Source organism: Allocoprococcus comes (assembly GCF_013300725.1).
Lineage (GTDB): Bacteria > Bacillota > Clostridia > Lachnospirales > Lachnospiraceae > Allocoprococcus > Allocoprococcus comes_A.
This window is the reverse complement of the sequence record NZ_JAAIMM010000004.1, coordinates 134,630-152,322: the sequence shown is the minus strand read 5'-3', so window position 1 is coordinate 152,322 and position 17,693 is coordinate 134,630. Positions and strand designations below refer to the sequence as shown.

The window sequence follows — 17,693 nt, the reverse complement described above, 5'->3', positions numbered from 1 at the left end:
CTACCTCTCTGTCCTTGTCGGCGGCTTGATCACAGCCATAATATCCTGCAGAAGCTTCCGTGCGCTGACACCTTCTACCTGCGCCTGTGGTCTAAGTACAAGACGATGGGCACAGACATCACAGAACACATTCTGAACATCTTCCGGAATCACATAATTCCGTTCCCTGAGTACTGCATTTGCACGTGCCATTTTTATGAGTGCAGCCACACCTCGTGGAGAAATCCCAAGTTCTACAAGTGGGTGCTCTCTGGTCTCTTCGCACAGCCTGATCGCATAGGCAAGCACGGTATCCTTTACTTTGATCGATGTCAGGTAATTCTGAACTTCCAGTACATTCTGTGCACTTGCCACCGTCTTCACATCCTGAAGCGGGTTGTGGTATCTCTGTGCATTGATGATCTTCATCTGATTTTCCAGGCTCGGATAACCAATGGACAGGCAGACCATAAAACGGTCCAGCTGTGATTCCGGCAGTGGCTGGGTTCCTGCAAAACCAAGCGGGTTCTGCGTCGCAATACAGATGAAAGGTTCCGGTAGTGCGAAGGTCTGTCCGTCAATACTGATCGTATGTTCTTCCATGACTTCCAGAAGCGCTGACTGTGTCTTCGGTGAGGTACGGTTGATTTCATCCGCCAGAAGCAGCTGGCAGTTTGCCGCACCCTCCCGGTATTCGAACTGATTGGTCTCTCTGTTAAACATATTAAAACCGGTAATGTCTGACGGCAGTGTATCGGTTGTAAACTGGATACGTTTATTGCTAAGTCCAATCACTTTCGAGAACGCCAGTGCAAGCGTTGTCTTCCCCACTCCCGGGCAGTCCTCAAGCAGTACATGACCACCGGCATAGATGGTCATAAGTACTTTTTCTACAATGTCATTCTTTCCGATAAATGCTTTATTTACTTCAGCAATAATCTCTTTTGACTGTTCAACGATCATTTTTCTTCTGTATCCTCCTCATTTTCCTCTGCCTTCATCTCTTCCTTATCTGCAGGTTCTTCTTCCTGCTCCTGATCCGGCTCTATTTCTTCATTTGCAGATCCGTCCCCGTTGTTCCGGTCTGCTGATGCATCTTCTTTTTTCTCCGAATCTGCATTGTCTTCTCCGGAAATATTTTCTTCTGTCTTACCAGTTACGGAAATATCCGATTCTACAGCATCTGACGCTGGATCTGCTGCCACTTCCGGTTCCTTCTGATCAGTCTTTTCTTCATCTTCCTGCTCTTCCGCTTCCGGCAGATGAAGCATTTTGCGAAGCTGTTTTTCCACAGGCTTCAGCCTTTTGTTGATCTCTTTTTCTACTTCTTCATCAGACGGTTCCGTTCCGTCTGCCGAAAGTTCCTTATAAACAGCAGCCTTCATATGGATTTCATCTTCATATCCTGCCATCGGATATTTCCAGGCTTCCAGATACTCTGACTTGCTTTCTTCATCAAGCATAACCAGACTGATCTTATCATAATCCACGCCAAAATCAAACGGCGTTCCCTCTGTCAGTCCGAGAAGCTTTGGTGGTGTACTGCCCCAGAAGATAATTGAAAGGCTGTCACTTTCAACACCTTCAAAAGCATTTTCATAAATTCCAATTAATGACGCATCAATCCAGACATTTCGCAGATTTTTACATCTTTTAAATGCTCCTTCTCCGATATAATCCAGTGTCCATCCACTTGGAAGTCCTATCTCATCTCCCCAGAGAAGTGCATAATCGATATCACTGGATGCACCGATCAGTGTAATATTTCCATTTTTATCCACACGATACGGGTAAAATTCTGTTGGATCCACTGCTTCTGCCATTCCCATCATTTTTCGTATCCGGTTTTCATGTTTCAGGACAACCGCCTCAACAAATTCGTCAACCTCTTCCTCGTCAGGTACCCTGCCGGTATCCCAGTCGGTCAACGCACTTTCCAGATCACTCCAAAGACACTGGTACGCACTCTGACCGTCAAAGTCATAATAACCGGCAAACAAATATCTCCATTTCTTGATATAGTTCACGGCGGCAGTCTCCGGAATCTGGACAGACAGCTTTTCCGTCTCTTCTTCTTCCGTCCAGCTATAGTTAAACTGAAAATCGCTGTTTCCAAAAATGCATAATGCGATTGGTGTATAACTGTTAAAAACGATTCTTTCCAGGCTGTCACATCCGGTAAATGTACCTGCTGCCATCGTTGTTGTCCAGTTAAACTCGACGGTTTTCAGTGCACTGTCTTCTTCAAATATGAACTGCCCCAGATAAGTCTGATCCGCAGCTATCCGTACACTGGTAATATTCGGGCAGTATGCCAGTGCTTCAGTAAGCAGATAGAACAGATTGTCTCCATAAAGCTTCAGATCTCCCGCAAGATCTGAACGATAAAATGCGCCATCATCCAGTGCAAAACATTTTGTCAGCTCTTCCCAGTTAACGGTATATTTTCCTGTCTCCGACGTCGTATTCGCCATCGCATACTGGAAAATCTCCACAGTTGTCAGTGGAAGGGCCACTTTCTCATCCACCGTTTTTCCTGACCTTATTCCGAGCCACAATCCCTGTTCGGCATTCGTTCCGTACAGCATCATCGTTCCACCGATTTCTGTCATTGCATATCCGGTTACATTGGATTCTACTGTAAAATTCTGGCAGTAGCCTTCATAACCATCCGAGTTAGTCGGTATGTAGAAAGAAGAAAATCTGTCACTTCCTGCACCGTGTTCTTCAGAATACAGAACTGCATATCCATCCTCCATCATCCCATGCATCGCATTGGATGCCGCAAATCGAAGAGCTGTACATCCATCCAGTGCCTGATTGCCAATCGTAACCGTATCCTGCTGATCGATCAGCAGACCTTCCATAGAACTGCAGTTTGCAAATGCCCGGTAGCCGATCGTATCCGTTTCTTTTGGAAGTTCCACCCACTTCAAATCGTCACAATCTGCAAATGCCTGAGCACCGATTTCATGGATAGCTATCGGTTCTCCGCTTTCAGATGTCACGGTTCCATCATAATACGTGATCCCTTCCGGCGCCGAAATCAGTGTATTCCTTTTCGTTCTATTGATCTTTGTGCTGCAATAGGCGTATCCTTCTTTTGAAGTTTCAAGAAGTTCTACACTAATATGGTCTGCTTCCTCAAGCTTTCCAATCTCGGCCTGCATCTTTTCATGCTGCTTCTTGGTATAACACAGGATTCTTTCCAGACTGCTTCCGGTAAAGCAACCTTTTTCCAGTTTCACTACATTTCCATTCTCCGGCATGATTAGTATACTTGCTTTACCTGCATTTTTAAATGCACCTTCCTGTATTCCTCTGATTTTTTTCGCCAGTTTGATACTGGTTCCGGACTGTGTCACTCTCCGGACCCATCCGTTATTATCTACGATCATATCATTTTCCAGGGTATACGTTGTGTCCTCATCCTGTTCCGATGCGATACTGTTCCCGGTAGTCCCATTAAAATATTTGCTTTCCTTCTGCAAAAACTCATTCAACAGATCTTCCTTCACGATTACTTTGCAGTTTTTAAGATTTGCATAATCAATCTCCGGGAAATCTTCTATTGTGGACGCATCGATCCGAATAGTCTTAAGCCTGTTTACTTTTGGAAGCACTACTTTTTTAACCGTATCCGGAATCTCAATCTGCTTAACCTTACTCGGGATTCCGATCATCTCTGTTTTTGCTTTATTCATCAGGACTCCGTCATCCGAAGCACTGTAAAACAGATTATCTTTGCTGACTTCATAACCATCCTCAACCTCAAGCCCACTATTTGTCATTTCAATATAAAGAACAGTCGATGGAATGCTGAGTTTGTCTACTTTCAGAGAAGTATCCTCGTCAATCCGGATTGCCTGAATATATTCCGGTACATCCAGTGTCTTGTAGGATCCTCCGCCCTTATAATTTTTCAGTGTCTGTAAATAAGACAGATTTGAATACTGGTTGCCAACCTGATAATCATCCGACATCCATACATACTCGATCTTCACTATATAATCACCGGAAAGCGGGACCATATCTGCCGGTTCCAGAATATGCCTGCCGGCGGTTACTTTATAATACCATGGAACCAGTTTTCCGTCCTCCGTCCATCCGGGTGAAAGCTCTGTCAGTGCATTCTGCCCGCGGAAAAGATCATCAATATATCCAAACAGATTGATGATCGTTCCCTCCTCCTGAAACTGTCCATCCATATTCAGAAGCTTACTTGTATCAATCGTTGCATTTTCTTTCTTGATCTGCTCCTTCAATACAAACAGGCGGTTATTTGCCGGCACATAATCCACAATACGCTCAACCCATTTTTCGCCGGACACAGACAGACGATAAGACGCCCTGATCTTCATCTGTCCCGTTTCCAGTCCCTTTGGTATCGCGACAGGAAATCCACTCTGCCAGCTTATACCGCCGTCAAAAGACACAGCATCGATCCGCACATAGCGGTTCAGTGCATCTGCTCCCCACAGATAGAATTTTTTATCGCTTCCCTGTACATAGGTCATCAGCGCATTGAAAATCGTTTTCTGATCAACCAACTGTCCTTCATACAGCATTTCGTCTGTATATCCATACGGCTGCTCAATAATTACACTGTCATTATCTCCGTCTTCTTTTGTATCTTTATTCGGAGTCATATCTTCTGTATAAGGCTTGTTCCAGTCCTTTTCTCCCCAGGCGCTTCCAGGGGTATACTTTCCATTTTTCGGATCTTTTGCTGTATCAGATGGTCTGGTTGTATTGCCCGTATCTGGTGTTGGCTGATCTCCCGGATTCGGAAGCAGGGCATCAGATGTGCCGTTTCCACCGTTGTTTCCCGATGTATTTCCATTTGTTCCGGTGTTCTGACCGCCTGTTCCGATCACTGTATCACCTTTTTCACCATTACCTGATACATCGTAGACCTTATCCGGCAGTACGTTGTCGTTCAGCTGTGCCCGGTTCCTGTCATCGCTGATAACCCCCACCGTACTTTCAGTATTCTCCGCCATCTGCGTATTTTCAAACAGATAATCTGCATTCTCATTCAGCTGAGGGCTCTGCTCATTTTGCGAATCTTTATCCTTCTGCCACAGTTCACTCTCATCATTATTCTTCTGCTGATCCTTTCCCGTGGTATCTTTATTATCGGAAAAAACGACCTGATTGACCTGCAGGTTCCTGTCAGACGCTTTGGGCTTAAAGCCAACTCCCGCCTGATAAGCAGCTACCGATGCTACCGCCCCGGCTGTCAGCACAGGAATTGCGGTTACTATCAGTCTTTTTTTTCCTATTCTTCTCTTTCTCATCTGCTGCACCGCTCTTTCTCTCTGAGAATCGCCCCTACATTCTTCTGAAGTGCTTCAAAATCTACCGGTTTCGCATAATGTCCGTTCATTCCGCTTTCAAGAGACTTTCTCTCATCCTCAACAAAAGCATCTGCGGAAAGTGCAAAAATCAGGATTTCTCCTGCATCTTTTCTCGGCAGCCTTCGGATCGCCTTTGCGGCGTCTCGTCCGTTCATCACCGGCATCTGTACATCCATCAAAATGAAATCGTAATAATTTTCCGGCTTCTCGTCAAACATTTCAACAGCCCTCTGTCCGTTCTCTGCCACATCGATTCCGGCTCCCATCTGTCCCAGAATTTCCCGGGCAACCATTGCATTGATCTCATTATCCTCTGCCACAAGGATCCGTCTGCCGCGGAACACTTCAATTTCTTCCGATTCTGCCTCTTCGGCGGTATTTTCTTTTTCAATCTGCTCTGCCGGTACCGTTCCTTCTGCAACCGGAAGGTGTAAAAACACAGAAAAATCCGATCCCTCTCCTGGTATACTTTTTACCACGATCTCTCCATTCATCAACTTGACAAGCTGATCCGTGATCGCCATTCCAAGACCAGTTCCGCCATATTTTCTGGTGGTATCTGCACCTTCCTGTTCGAACGGTCTGAAAATACGGTTGATAAATTCCGGATCCATTCCGATTCCGGTATCATGTACCCGGATCATCAGATCTGCATTTCCATCCTGAAGAAACATCTGCCGGAAGGTTACGATGATCTCTCCTTCCTGTGTAAATTTTACTGCATTCGACAGAAAGTTGATGATGATCTGGCTGATACGCAACTCATCTCCAATCACATAATCTATTGTCATATCTTCAAAATTTACTTCGTAATTGATTCCCCTGCTCTCCAGGTTCTTTGCAAACATATCATACAGTTTATTCCCCAGACTTCTGAGGCTGAATGCTTTTTCTTCCAGTTCTACCTTACCGGCTTCGATACGGGACATATCCAGGATATCATTGATCAGGGATAACAGATGACCGGACAGTTCTTCTACTCTGGTCAGATATTGGGCTGCCGGGTGGCTGGCATCCAGTTTTTCCTGTGCCAGGGTCAGCATACCCATAATTCCGTTCATCGGAGTACGGATCTCATGCGACATCTGGTACAAAAAGCTGGTTTTTGACTGGCTTGCTTCTTCTGCCTGCTCCAGTTCTTTTTCATATGCTTCTATCTGCTTATGCATTCCTGTTGTACGGACGAAACTGATCAGATCATGCCTGCCATCCTTGCAACCATATACAGCTACACGGATCCACTGTCCATCCTTCATCTGGATCTCTGCATACAGTGGTTTCTCTCTGTCCCAGCTACGATAGCTTTTCCAGAACCGTTTTACTGCTGCATCATTTTTCATTTTACTGCGAATGGATGTAATATCATCCTGCACCTGTAAAAGACTGACACCAAGAAGTCCTTCCAGATCTCCGGTTCCATAAACCGGCATCATATCTTTGTGTCGCACAACCATATAGCCTTCATCCTGGCTTCTTCCGATCTCATACAGAAAAAGCTGTTCTGCGGATCTGGTATCCGGTTTTTTCTCTTTTCTGAATTTTCTGGCTATCCCCGTACTTATCAGTGCCACTGCAGCCGCAATCTCCGCGCATCCGATCACAACAATTTCCATGTGTGATCCCAGCATAGATATTAGTTCTGTTATCTGTCCCATATCATTCTCCCTTTTTCTCTTTTACGGAGAGACATTTATCATTACAAAAAAGCATAGTATTTTTTGCAAATTATCTCGAAATTAACATAACATATTTTCGCAATGTATTCAAGAAAACATGGAAGAAATATCGAGCTGAAAAAGGGGCACGAAAAAAAGTGCGTAACAGAATTTTCCGTTACGCACTTCGTTACTTCTCTTACCAGTATCTTCTATACCAGTGGTATGCATAATTAACACTTGTATAACATACGACCTCGCCCGGCTGCGGTGCATGAATCATCTGTCCGCCACCTGCGTAGATTCCCACATGTCCTCCGTAACATACAACATCACCCGGCTGTGGGTCTGACACTGCCTGTCCGCCACTTCCCTGACTGTATGAGTTACGTGTAATTGGAATACCACATGCCTGATGTGCCAGGTATACAAGACCTGAACAGTCAACACCACTTCCTGAAGTACCGCCCCATACATAAGGAACTCCAAGGTATGCTGCTGCTGCACTTAAAATAGCACTTCCGTTGCCATATGTACTTCCACCGTTATCACTACTGCTGTTATTATTACTTGTATCCGGAGTCACTGCCGGGGTACTTGGGGTACTTGGGGTACTTGGGGTACTCGGTGTACTAGGTGTAACGGTTGTGTTGTTATTACTATCGTTATTTGTTGTATTATTTGCAGTCTGTGAACCGCTGTTGCTTGTCGATGCAACGGTCGAATTTGACTTTGTTGACTCAGCTGCTTTTGCTGCCTTTGCAGCTTCTTCTGCCTGTCTCTTTGCTTCAGCTGCTGCTACAGCTGCCTGAAGCTGTTCATCCAGATCTGCGACTTCTTCTTTCTTAGATTCCAGCGTATTACTCAGCGTCGTCTGCTCTGCTTCATAATCAGACTGCATAGATTCCAGATTCGCCTGATCTTCTTCAAGCTGTGCTTTCAGATCTGCAATCTGCTGTTTGGTATCAATGTATTCCTGAAGCTGCTTTCTGTCATAACTATGTACATTCTGAACATACTCTGCTTTGTTAAGCAAATCCGAGAAATTCTCAGCACTGATCAGAGTCTCAATCGCAGTCGAGTTGCCTTCTTCATACATATACTTGATACGCTTCTTCATATCTTCGTACTGCTGATGTTCTTTTTCTTCGGCAACCGTAAGATCATCCTGTGCCTGCGTGATCTGCTGACCTGTTGACACCAGTTCATCTTCCAGCTTACTCATTTTTTCAATTAGTGTCTGCAATTCTGACTGAAGAGAATTCACTTCGCTCTGTGCTGCATTTTTACTATTCTGCAGATTGCTGACATCATCTGCAAATACTGGTGTAACTACCATTGAACTTGCAAGAATAGATGCCACAAATACATGTTTAAATTTTCTCATAATCACCCATCCTATGTTTTTTTACTAATTATTTTCCTAACCCTGTGCTCGATTATATACCATTTTCCTAATTTTTGCAATACAATTTAACATTTTTGTAACATTACGTCCCATAAAAGTTTCTTTTTGGAAGGTGAAAGTGGAAACAGGGGAGGGTGAGGTCAGGGAACGTGAGACGCTGCGCTGTCGCTGGGATTATGGTAACTGCTTTTAAACACTTAATCGCAGAAGAATTGAGAATTGCTTGCGCAGCACTTATTTCTTATGCTAAACTAGCTTCATAATTCAACCACTTTATAATATTAAGTAAGAAAGAAGGATTCCACTATGAATTTCAAATTCAACCACAATAACTTAAATGTACGTGACCTTGAAAAATCAATTCAATTCTACAAAGATGCACTCGGACTCACCGTAGTCCGCGAAAAAGATGCTGCCGACGGAAGCTTTAAGCTCGTCTACCTCGGTGATGGAAGCTCCGCTCATCAGCTCGAGCTCACCTGGCTTCGCGATATGGACCGCCCATACGACCTCGGCGACAATGAAATCCACCTCGCCTTTACCGTAGACGACATGGATGCCGCCCTGGCACACCATAAAGAAATGAACTGTGTCTGTTTCGAAAATGAGTCCATGGGCATCTATTTCATCGAAGACCCGGACGGCTACTGGTTAGAAATCGTACCTGAGAAATAAATCTCCCACACATTTTCAGCAGAGGATTCCCGCTTTCCGCCCGAATCCCCTGCTATTTTTTTATTCCTCTTTATTCTAATCCCAATTCTTTTTTCGCCAGCCACATACCAGCGCCCTTTATCACAAACAAATCAAACACATCTAAATCCCCTCAGAAATCTATATCTTATAAAACACAATCCCTACCTTGCTCAAAAAATCTTCCGTCAAACAGCCACTGGGTGGTGGGATTAGCAGATGTGAAAAGGAAAGAGACCGGGGATAGCGGATGAACTGTGTTTCCCAAAACACAGTTCAAGGGATTCTGAGGTGAGAAATCATCAAGATTTCTCATCGAATAATCCCGATTCCGTTATCAACGGTCTCTTTCCTTTTCTTACATCTGCTTTTCCGCCACCCACAGCGCCGGAACCACTTCCTGCACCTCGCGGCGGGCGTCCCCCTTCATAAACCAAACACCACTACTGTACCGACAGATTCGTATACCCCATCAGATCCAGATCTATCTGCTGTGCCGCTTCTCTTCCTTCCCGGATTGCCCACACAACCAGCGACTGTCCTCTGTGCATATCTCCTGCCGTAAATATATTCGGCACATTCGTTTTATACTCACCCGGTGCTGTCTTCACATTCGTACGCTCATTGACTTCCACACCGAATGCCTTTGTCACATAATCCTCGCTTCCGAGGAACCCCGCTGCGATCAGCACCAGTTCTGCATTTACCGTATACTCACTTCCTGCGACCTCTGCCATCATCATACGTCCGGTCTTTTCATCCTTCTTGCTTTCCAGTTTCACAAGTACCACCTTGCAAAGATTTCCATTCTTATCTTTGACAAATTCCTTTACCGTTGTCTGATAAACCCTCGGATCATGTCCCCAAAGAGCAATTGCTTCCTGCTGACCATAGTCTGTCTTGCAGACTCTCGGCCACTCCGGCCATGGATTCATAGCGCTTCTCTCATCCGGAAGCTTCGGCATCATTTCCAACTGAAGAACGGATTTTGCGCCATGACGGATTGACGTTCCCACACAGTCATTTCCCGTATCGCCGCCACCGATGACAATTACATTTTTGCCCTTTGCAGAAATATATTCGCCTTCTTTCAGCTGCATCTCATTTTTCCAGAGACATTTCGTAGTTGATTTCAGAAAATCTACTGCAAAGTAGATTCCTTTTGCATCTCTTCCAGGTGCTTTTATATCACGCGGATGGGATGCACCGCAGCAAAGCACCACCCGGTCAAATTCTTTCAGAAGCTCTGCGGATTTCTTATCTTTTCCAATATTGCAGCCAGTTTCAAAACGGATGCCTTCTTCTTCCATTACTGCAAGTTTCCGGTCGATGAACTGTTTTTCCAGCTTCATATTCGGGATTCCATAGCGGAGAAGTCCACCCGGCTTATCTTCCCGCTCAAATACTGTCACCAGATGTCCTCGTTTATTTAACTGATCTGCGACTGCGAGACCTGAAGGTCCGGAACCGATTACCGCTATCTTTTTGCCGGTACGCGCTTTCGGCGGACATGCTTTTGCATATCCCTTTTCGTAAGCATTTTCAATAATCCCATATTCATTTGCTTTAGTCGTCACCGGGCTTCCGTGCAGGTTACAGGTACATGCCGCCTCGCAAAGCCCCGGGCATACCCTGGAAGTAAATTCCGGGAAATTGTTTGTCTTTTTCAGCCGGTAATATGCTTCTTCCCAGTTGCCGTGATAAATCAGGTCATTCCACTCCGGCACCAGATTGTGCAGAGGACAGCCGCTTGCCATCCCTGCGATCATCTGACCTGCCTGACAGAACGGGACGCCGCATGCCATACATCTGGCGCCCTGTATTTCCTGCTCTTCTTTTGACAGAGGCGTGTGGAATTCCCGGAAATGCTTAATTCTCTCTTTTGGAGATTCGCACTCGGCATCGCGTCTGTCATAATCCATAAATCCTGTTGCTTTTCCCACGTTTTCCGCCTCCTATCTTCCTTCTTTGATTGCATAAAATGCTTCTGTTTTTGCCTGTTCGCTGCTGAGACCTTTTTCCTCCAGCTGAAGGATGCGGGTCAGCATTCTCTCGTAATCACGCGGAATGATCTTCTTGAACTTCGGCAGGTATTCTTTGAAATGATCCAGGATTTCTTTTCCCGTCTCGGAATTGGTTGCTGCTACATGTTCTTCGATCATGCCTTTTAATTCAGATACATCGAACTTGGATGTTACTTTTTCGATATTAACCATCTGTTTGTTGACTTTTGTATAAAGATCACTGTCCATATCCAGAACGTAGGCAACACCGCCACTCATACCTGCGGCAAAGTTCTTGCCTGTTTTTCCAAGGATTGCAACACGTCCACCGGTCATATATTCACATCCATGATCACCGACCCCTTCTACAACTGCTGTTGCTCCGGAGTTACGGACACAGAAACGTTCGCCTGCCACACCATTGATATAGGCTTTTCCGCTTGTTGCACCATAAAGCGCTACGTTACCGATAATAATATTTTCATCAGCTTTGAATTTCACACCAGTCGGTGGATAGACGATCAGTTTACCACCGGAAAGTCCTTTTCCAAAGTAATCATTGCTGTCACCGGTCAGTTCCAGTGTCAGACCTTTTGGTATAAATGCTCCGAATGACTGTCCGCCTGCACCCTTACATTTCAGAACGTAGCTGTCCTCTTCCAGTCCGTCCGGATAACGTTTTGTAAGCTCAGAACCGAAAATCGTACCAAATGTACGGTCTGTATTTTTGACATCCAGCTCCAGGATTCTCTTCTGCTTCTTTTCCAGTGACGGAAGCAGTTCTTTTACCAGAACTCTTTCATCCAGTGTTTTATTCAGCTCAAAATCAAAGACTTTCTTCGGATTGAAGATCATGCCTTTCTTTTCTTTTGCATACGGATTATTGAGAATTCCGGAAAGATCCAGTGTTGCGGCACGTTTGGATGTCGGCACATCTCTTACTTTCAGAAGATCGGTTCTTCCTACCAGCTCATCCACGGTACGAATACCAAGTTTTGCCATATATTCTCTTAATTCTTCTGCGATAAAACGCATGAAGTTGATCACATATTCCGGTTTTCCGGCAAACCGCTTTCTCAGCTCCGGATTCTGGGTTGCAATTCCGACCGGGCAGGTGTCCAGGTTACATACACGCATCATAACACATCCCATAGTTACAAGCGGTGCGGTTGCAAATCCGAATTCCTCTGCTCCGAGAAGTGCTGCGATTGCCACGTCACGGCCGCTCATCAACTTACCGTCTGTTTCAATGCGGACTCTTTCACGCAGTCCGTTCTGGATCAGCGTCTGGTGTGTCTCGGAAAGTCCAAGCTCCCATGGAAGTCCGGTATTATGGATAGAACTTCTCGGTGCAGCTCCTGTACCTCCGTCATAACCGGAGATCAGTACCAGTCCGGCTCCTGCTTTTGCCACACCTGCTGCGACCGTTCCGACACCGGCTTCAGAAACCAGTTTGACAGAAATTCTTGCATCCTTATTTGCATTTTTACAGTCATAGATCAACTGTGCCAGATCTTCGATCGAGTAAATATCGTGATGTGGCGGCGGTGAGATCAGTCCCACACCCGGCGTAGAATGTCTGGTTTTTGCTACCCAAGGGTAAACCTTTCCACCCGGCAGATGACCACCTTCTCCAGGTTTTGCTCCCTGCGCCATCTTGATCTGGATCTCTTTTGCGCTGACAAGATATCTGCTTGTAACGCCAAAACGTCCACTGGCAACCTGTTTGATTGCAGAGCCTCTGTCGGTTCCAAGACGCTCGATATCCTCTCCACCTTCACCGGAGTTTGACTTACCGTGCAGTGCATTCATTGCAAGGGCAAGGGTTTCGTGGGCTTCCTGCGAAATCGATCCGTAAGACATTGCTCCGGTCTTAAATCTGGTCACGATTGAGTCCACGCTCTCTACTTCTGAAAGTGGGATTCCTTTCTTCGGATAATTGAAATCCATCTGTCCACGAAGGGTGATTCCTTTGGACTCTTCATCAACCATCTGTGTGTACTGTTTGAACATCTCATAATCGCCGCGTCTTGTGGACTGCTGGAGCATATGGATCGTTCTCGGGTTGTACAGATGCTTTTCACCACCGCTCTTCGACTTGTGCTGTCCCACACTGTTCAGCGTCAGATCTACGGAAAGTCCCAGCGGATCAAAGGCCTCGGAATGTCTTGCCATATAATCTTTTGCGATTTCTTCCAATCCGATACCACCAACACGGCTGACAGTTCCGGTGAAATATTTTTCAATGAATTCCTGTTTTAATCCAATCGCTTCAAAGATCATGGATCCCTGATAAGACTGGATCGTGGAAATTCCCATCTTCGATGCAATCTTGACGATTCCGCTTATAACAGCTTCATTATAGTCATTGACTGCTGCATAATAATCTTTCTGAAGCATATCTGTATCGATCAGCTGTTTGATCGATTCATGTGCAAGATACGGGTTGATCGCAGATGCACCATATCCCAAAAGGGTTGCAAAATGATGTACTTCTCTTGGTTCTCCGGTCTCAAGGATCATGGCAACCTCTGTTCTTCTCTTAGTTCTTACCAGATGCTGGTGAACCGCTGAGGTTGCAAGCAGGGACGGGATCGCAATGTGATATTCATCCACACCTCTGTCGCTCAAGATCAGGATATTCATGCCTTCACGGATTGCACGGTCTACCTGGATAAACAGATAATCGATCGCTTTTTCCAGGCTGGAATTTTTATAATAGGTAGTAGAAATTTCTGCCACACGGAAACCGTCGACTTTCATGTTACGGATCTTCAGGAGATCGGTATCTGTCAGGATCGGATCGTTGATCTTCAGTACATGACAGTTTTCCTCCTTTTGTTCCAGAAGGTTTCCTTCTTCTCCGACATATACCGTTGTCGAAGTCACGATTTTTTCACGGATCGCGTCGATCGGTGGGTTCGTTACCTGTGCAAATAACTGTTTGAAATATCCAAACAGAGACTGATGTTGCTCAGAAAGAACGGCAAGCGGTGCATCGATACCCATAGCTCCGATTCCTTCACTTCCATTCATTGCCATATTCAAAATCGAAGTCTTTACTTCTTCATAAGAATAGCCAAATGCTTTCTGCAATCTCTGGCATTCTTCTTTCGAATACTGCGGTACTTTCTGGTTTGGAATCTTTAAGTCACTTAAATTTACCAGCTGACTGTTCAGCCATTCACCATAAGGCTGCCTTGCCGCATATTCTTCTTTCAGTTCCTGGTCATCGATGACGCGTCCCTGTACAGTATCGACAAGAAGCATCTTACCAGGATGGATTCTTTCTTTGACCACAATCTTCTCCGGCGGGATATCCAGGACTCCGACTTCAGAAGAAAGGATCAATGTATCATCATCCGTGATGTAATACCTGGAAGGTCTCAGACCATTTCGGTCAAGTACGGCTCCTAAAATATCTCCATCTGAAAACAGGATGGATGCCGGTCCGTCCCATGGCTCCATCATCGTTGCGTAATACTGATAGAAATCCTTGATCTTCTGTGACATCGTTGCATTCTGTGCCCATGGTTCCGGGATGGTGATCATGACTGCCAGCGGAAGCGGCATGCCACTCATGACCATGAATTCCAGTGTGTTATCCAGCATAGCAGAATCGGAACCTGCGGTGTTGATTGCCGGAAGGACTTTATAAAGTTCTCCTTCCAGATGCTCGGATTCCATGTTTTCCTCTCTGGCACGCATCTTGTCTGCGTTACCACGGATGGTATTGATCTCTCCGTTATGTACGATAAACCGGTTCGGATGTGCTCTTTCCCAGCTCGGGTTGGTGTTCGTACTGAATCGGGAATGAACCACTGCGATTGCTGATTCATAATCCGGATTCTGCAGATCTTCAAAGAACATCCTGAGCTGTTTTACCAGGAACATTCCTTTGTACACGATGGTTCTGCTTGACAGGGATGCCACATAAGTATCATCGCTGCTTTGTTCAAAGACTCGTCTTACCACATAAAGGCGACGGTCAAAATCCAGTCCCTGTTTTACCTTTTTCGGACGTTCGATAAATCCCTGCATGATGCACGGCATGCATTCAAGTGCTTTCTTACCGAGGATGTCTTTGTGGATCGGTACTTCTCTCCATCCGAGGAATTTCAGTCCTTCTTTTTCGACAATGACTTCAAAAATATTTTTTGCCTGATTTCTTTTCAGTTCATCCTGCGGGAAGAAAAACATTCCCACACCGTAATCTCTCTCAGAACCTAAAAAGATGCCGAGGGGATGACAGACATTTGTAAAGAACTTGTGCGAAATCTGTAACAGTATTCCTACACCGTCTCCTGTCTTCCCTTCGGCATCCTTGCCAGCTCTATGTTCAAGATTTTCTACAATTTTCAGCGCATTTGCGACTGTGTCATGACTCTTTTGCCCTTTGATGTTCACAACAGCTCCGATACCGCAGTTGTCATGCTCAAAATCAGGGCTGTATAAGCCTTGGTCTTTCTTCTGTTGTACTACGCTCATATAACCTGCCCTTTCTGTAAAACGGTTTTGTTGTTGCTTTTATGATTTAACACTATACAGCATTTATCTCAAAAAGTAAACCCCTAATTTTACAGAAATTGTCAGATATTATTTGTTTTGTGAACTTTTTCTATAATTTTCAGTTAATTATCGTATTTCTTGTCTTATATTTTTGATTTTTACATAAATTAGAACTGTAACAAGCGTTGCCAGCATGGTAATTCCAACCGTTTTTCCTTCTGTTTCCAGGATCCAGTCAAAGCCTCCGTACCACGAAAGCAATAATGATGTAATATTCACAACAATATGGAACAGGACCGGCGCTGCAATATTCCGGAATTTCTCATAAATGCAGGCAAGCAGAAGTCCGAGTATCATTGCATAAAGTCCCTGTGGCAGATTTCCATGACCGACACCGAACAAAATGGATACAAACACACCTGCCTGCACAGCGGTAAGGCTCTCACGCATCCGCCGGTAGATCATCCCGCGGTAAACAAGTTCTTCTGCGACCGGAGCCAGGATCCCGCCTCCCGCCAGCTGAAGCCAGCGTGGTGCACTGTAAATGATCTGCTCTGTGCTCTGATAAACCTGGCTGATCCTCTGCATATTCATCAGCATGACGATATCATTCATCGCCACACACGCAGTCACTGCACCGACGAGCATAACAAGCCACATTCCATATCCGGAAGCTGCCTTATATTTCCACCAGGATTCTTGCTGCTTTTCATATCGTCCCTTATCTTTCCGGTAGATCCACGCAATCATTGGGATCGTAATGATCGAAGAGACTGCCCCAATTCCCATATTGCTGCGCAGACCGCAGGAAAGTGCAAATGTCGCTACTGCGATCTCCACACCCCATTTGATCAGAACCGCACTGAATAAATACCAGATGATTCTTCCTGTTTTCCTGTCTCGCATTCTCTATCTCCGCCTTTTCTTACTCAAATACTTTCCGGATTGCTTCTTCGCTTCCATTTACGGACCCCTGTACCATGACCGGTTTTCCGCCGCCTCTTCCGTCAAACTGTTCTTTGAGGATCTTGCTGTACGGGCGCACATCTTCGGTCTCGCTTCCGATCACGTAACGGTATCCGTCTGCCTCTGTTCCTGCAAATACCGCGCACACTTTGGTTTCTCGTTTCAGCACAAGATTCATCAGTTCTCGTGGCTCATTTCCACTTAATTTTTCATCAAAAATACAGACTATCTTCTGTCCTTCCGGTATCTTTTCTGCCTGCACTGCAAGAAGCTGCATTCTTGCCTCAGCGAGTTCACTTTTCAGCTGTGTCCCTTCGTCTTTGACGCGCTCTACAGCTTCTGCGATCAGCTCTTCTTTTGCCGAAAGGCTGCCCATGATTGCCCTGACACTGTCTTCTTTTTGCTGATAGTCCTTCAGCGCCCGTCTTCCGCAGAGCATGGTGATCCGGATTCCGCCTTTGTAATTCTGGCTCTGTACCAGTTTGATCAGACCGATCTCTCCGGTAAAATTCACGTGCGGTGCACAGCAGGCACACACATCGTATCCCGGAATCGTTACGATACGCACCTGACCGTCAATCTCAATCTTACTGCGGTAATCCAGCGTCTTCAGTTCTTCTTTGGACGGATAGCTTACCTGAACCGGCACATTTGCAAATACCGCTTCATTTGCCGCATCCTCTACCTCGCGGAGCTCTTCTTTTGTGAGCGGACCGCTTAAATCCAGAGTGCAGAGCTCATCATTCAAATGGAATCCCACATTATCATATCCAAAACGTGCATGAACGATTCCCGATACGATATGTTCTCCGCTGTGCTGCTGCATCCGTGAAAAACGTTTGTCCCAGTCAATCTGACCGGTCACGGTCTTTCCTTCTTCCAGTGCCCCTTCCAGATAGTGGAAGATCTGGTCTCCTTTTTCCTGTACATCATATACTCTGATCCCGTCAATCAGTCCGGTATCAGCTGCCTGACCGCCGCCTTCTGGAAAAAAGGCAGTTCTTGAAAGAACTGCCTCATATCCGTTATCGCACGGGCGGCAGGACACAACCTCCGCAGTAAATTCCTGCCGGTGACTGTCTGTGTAAAACAATTTCTCTGTCATATGTCCTCGCCTCTT

The 17,693-nt window shown here is 45.5% G+C and carries 9 protein-coding genes; 1 reads left to right on the top strand and 8 read right to left on the bottom strand.

Annotated elements, in window-relative coordinates:
• From G4407_RS03655 to G4407_RS03640, 4 genes are all read right to left on the bottom strand, one after another.
• Positions 1–942, bottom strand: a complete 942-nt coding sequence (locus G4407_RS03655) for an AAA family ATPase (protein WP_173687789.1) — start codon at positions 940–942, stop codon at positions 1–3.
• Positions 939–5,279: a leucine-rich repeat protein gene (locus tag G4407_RS03650; protein ID WP_173687788.1), complete on the bottom strand. Its 4,341-nt coding sequence runs from the start codon at positions 5,277–5,279 to the stop codon at positions 939–941. Before G4407_RS03650 ends, G4407_RS03655 begins: the two co-directional genes overlap by 4 nt.
• Positions 5,276–6,994 (bottom strand): ATP-binding protein, encoded by a 1,719-nt coding sequence (locus G4407_RS03645; protein WP_173687787.1) that lies wholly within the window; start codon positions 6,992–6,994, stop codon positions 5,276–5,278. The genes G4407_RS03650 and G4407_RS03645 overlap by 4 nt, the downstream gene beginning before the upstream one ends.
• Positions 6,995–7,193: 199 nt before the next feature.
• On the bottom strand, positions 7,194–8,381 hold the full coding sequence (locus G4407_RS03640; protein ID WP_173687786.1) for a C40 family peptidase: 1,188 nt from the start codon (positions 8,379–8,381) through the stop codon (positions 7,194–7,196).
• 327 nt (positions 8,382–8,708) lie between these two features.
• On the opposite strand from G4407_RS03640, the gene G4407_RS03635 reads away from it, so the two are divergent.
• Positions 8,709–9,077: a VOC family protein gene (locus tag G4407_RS03635; protein WP_173687785.1), complete on the top strand. Its 369-nt coding sequence runs from the start codon at positions 8,709–8,711 to the stop codon at positions 9,075–9,077.
• Between the two features lie 461 nt (positions 9,078–9,538).
• Here G4407_RS03635 and G4407_RS03630 read toward each other — a convergent pair whose 3' ends face one another.
• From G4407_RS03630 to G4407_RS03615, 4 genes are all read right to left on the bottom strand, one after another.
• Positions 9,539–11,038, bottom strand: coding sequence for a glutamate synthase subunit beta (locus tag G4407_RS03630; RefSeq protein ID WP_173687784.1), 1,500 nt, complete (start codon positions 11,036–11,038; stop codon positions 9,539–9,541).
• A 12-nt stretch (positions 11,039–11,050) separates the two neighbouring features.
• Entirely contained in the window at positions 11,051–15,586 is a 4,536-nt protein-coding gene (gene gltB / locus G4407_RS03625; RefSeq protein WP_173687783.1) for a glutamate synthase large subunit, read from the bottom strand.
• 147 nt (positions 15,587–15,733) lie between these two features.
• Positions 15,734–16,513, bottom strand: a complete 780-nt coding sequence (locus G4407_RS03620) for a CPBP family intramembrane glutamic endopeptidase (protein ID WP_173687782.1) — start codon at positions 16,511–16,513, stop codon at positions 15,734–15,736.
• Positions 16,514–16,532: 19 nt separating this feature from the next.
• The gene (locus tag G4407_RS03615; RefSeq protein ID WP_173687781.1) at positions 16,533–17,678 is read right to left on the bottom strand and encodes an alanyl-tRNA editing protein; all 1,146 of its coding nucleotides are present in this window, start codon (positions 17,676–17,678) and stop codon (positions 16,533–16,535) included.
• Between the last annotated feature and the right edge of the window lie 15 nt (positions 17,679–17,693).